This window comes from Acidovorax sp. KPB24-03 (assembly GCF_057546605.1).
In genome coordinates, this window is the sequence record NZ_BAAJYR010000840.1 from 1 (window position 1) to 767 (window position 767).

The window sequence follows — 767 nt, forward strand, 5'->3', positions numbered from 1 at the left end:
GACGTCAGCGCGGCGGGCTCGGGCAGCGTGTCCGCCGTGGCGCCGGAGGCGCTGCCGCCGCAGCCGGCCAGCGGGGCAACCACTGTGCCCAGGGAGAGCCCGAACATCCACTGCAGGCTGGCGCGGCGCGTCGGCTCCGGGGTCGAGAAAGAATCGGTCATGGCGGGCCTTCAGGCGAATGCGATGGGATGGGGTCGGACCTGCACGGCGGTGGACGGAAACGCCCCGCAGGCGGACGAGCGGTTGTCGCCCCAGGCGAGCAGCCCGGTGCCGGTGCGCGCCAGCACATGGCCCGATCCGGCCGCCAGTTGCAGCACGCCGCGCAGCGCCGGCACCCGCAGCGGCCTGGCGGAAAAGGCCATGCCGTCCCGCGCGAGCTGCCCCATGCCGTTCCAGCCCCATGCGAACACATCGCCCTGGCGAGACAGCGCCACGGTGTAGAACATGCCCGCATCCACCTGCGCCACGGCGAAGCCAGTGCGCACCCGCACGGGCCGGGCGACATAGCGCGCATCGCCGCCGCCCGCCTGCCCGTACTGGTTGGAGCCCCAGGCCCACAGCCCGCCTTGCGCGTCCACCGCGAAGCTGTGCGTGTCGCCCGCGGCCACCTGCACGATGCGCCCGGGCAGGTCCACCCGCACCGGCACGGCGGATTCCTTCAGTGCCCCGTTGCCCAGTTGGCCGGCCGCGTTGGCCCCCCAGGCCCAGACGCGGCCAGCCCGGTCCAGCGCCAGCACGTGCGCATGGCCGGGCGCCAGGTGCGCGAT

At 74.6% G+C, this 767-nt stretch carries 1 protein-coding gene; it reads right to left on the reverse strand.

Annotated features, from left to right (window positions below; translation table 11 throughout):
- Positions 1-170: 170 nt before the first annotated feature.
- A partial coding sequence (locus tag AC27KI_RS26360) for an RCC1 domain-containing protein (RefSeq protein ID WP_487116823.1) occupies positions 171-767 on the reverse strand: 597 nt, incomplete at its 5' end.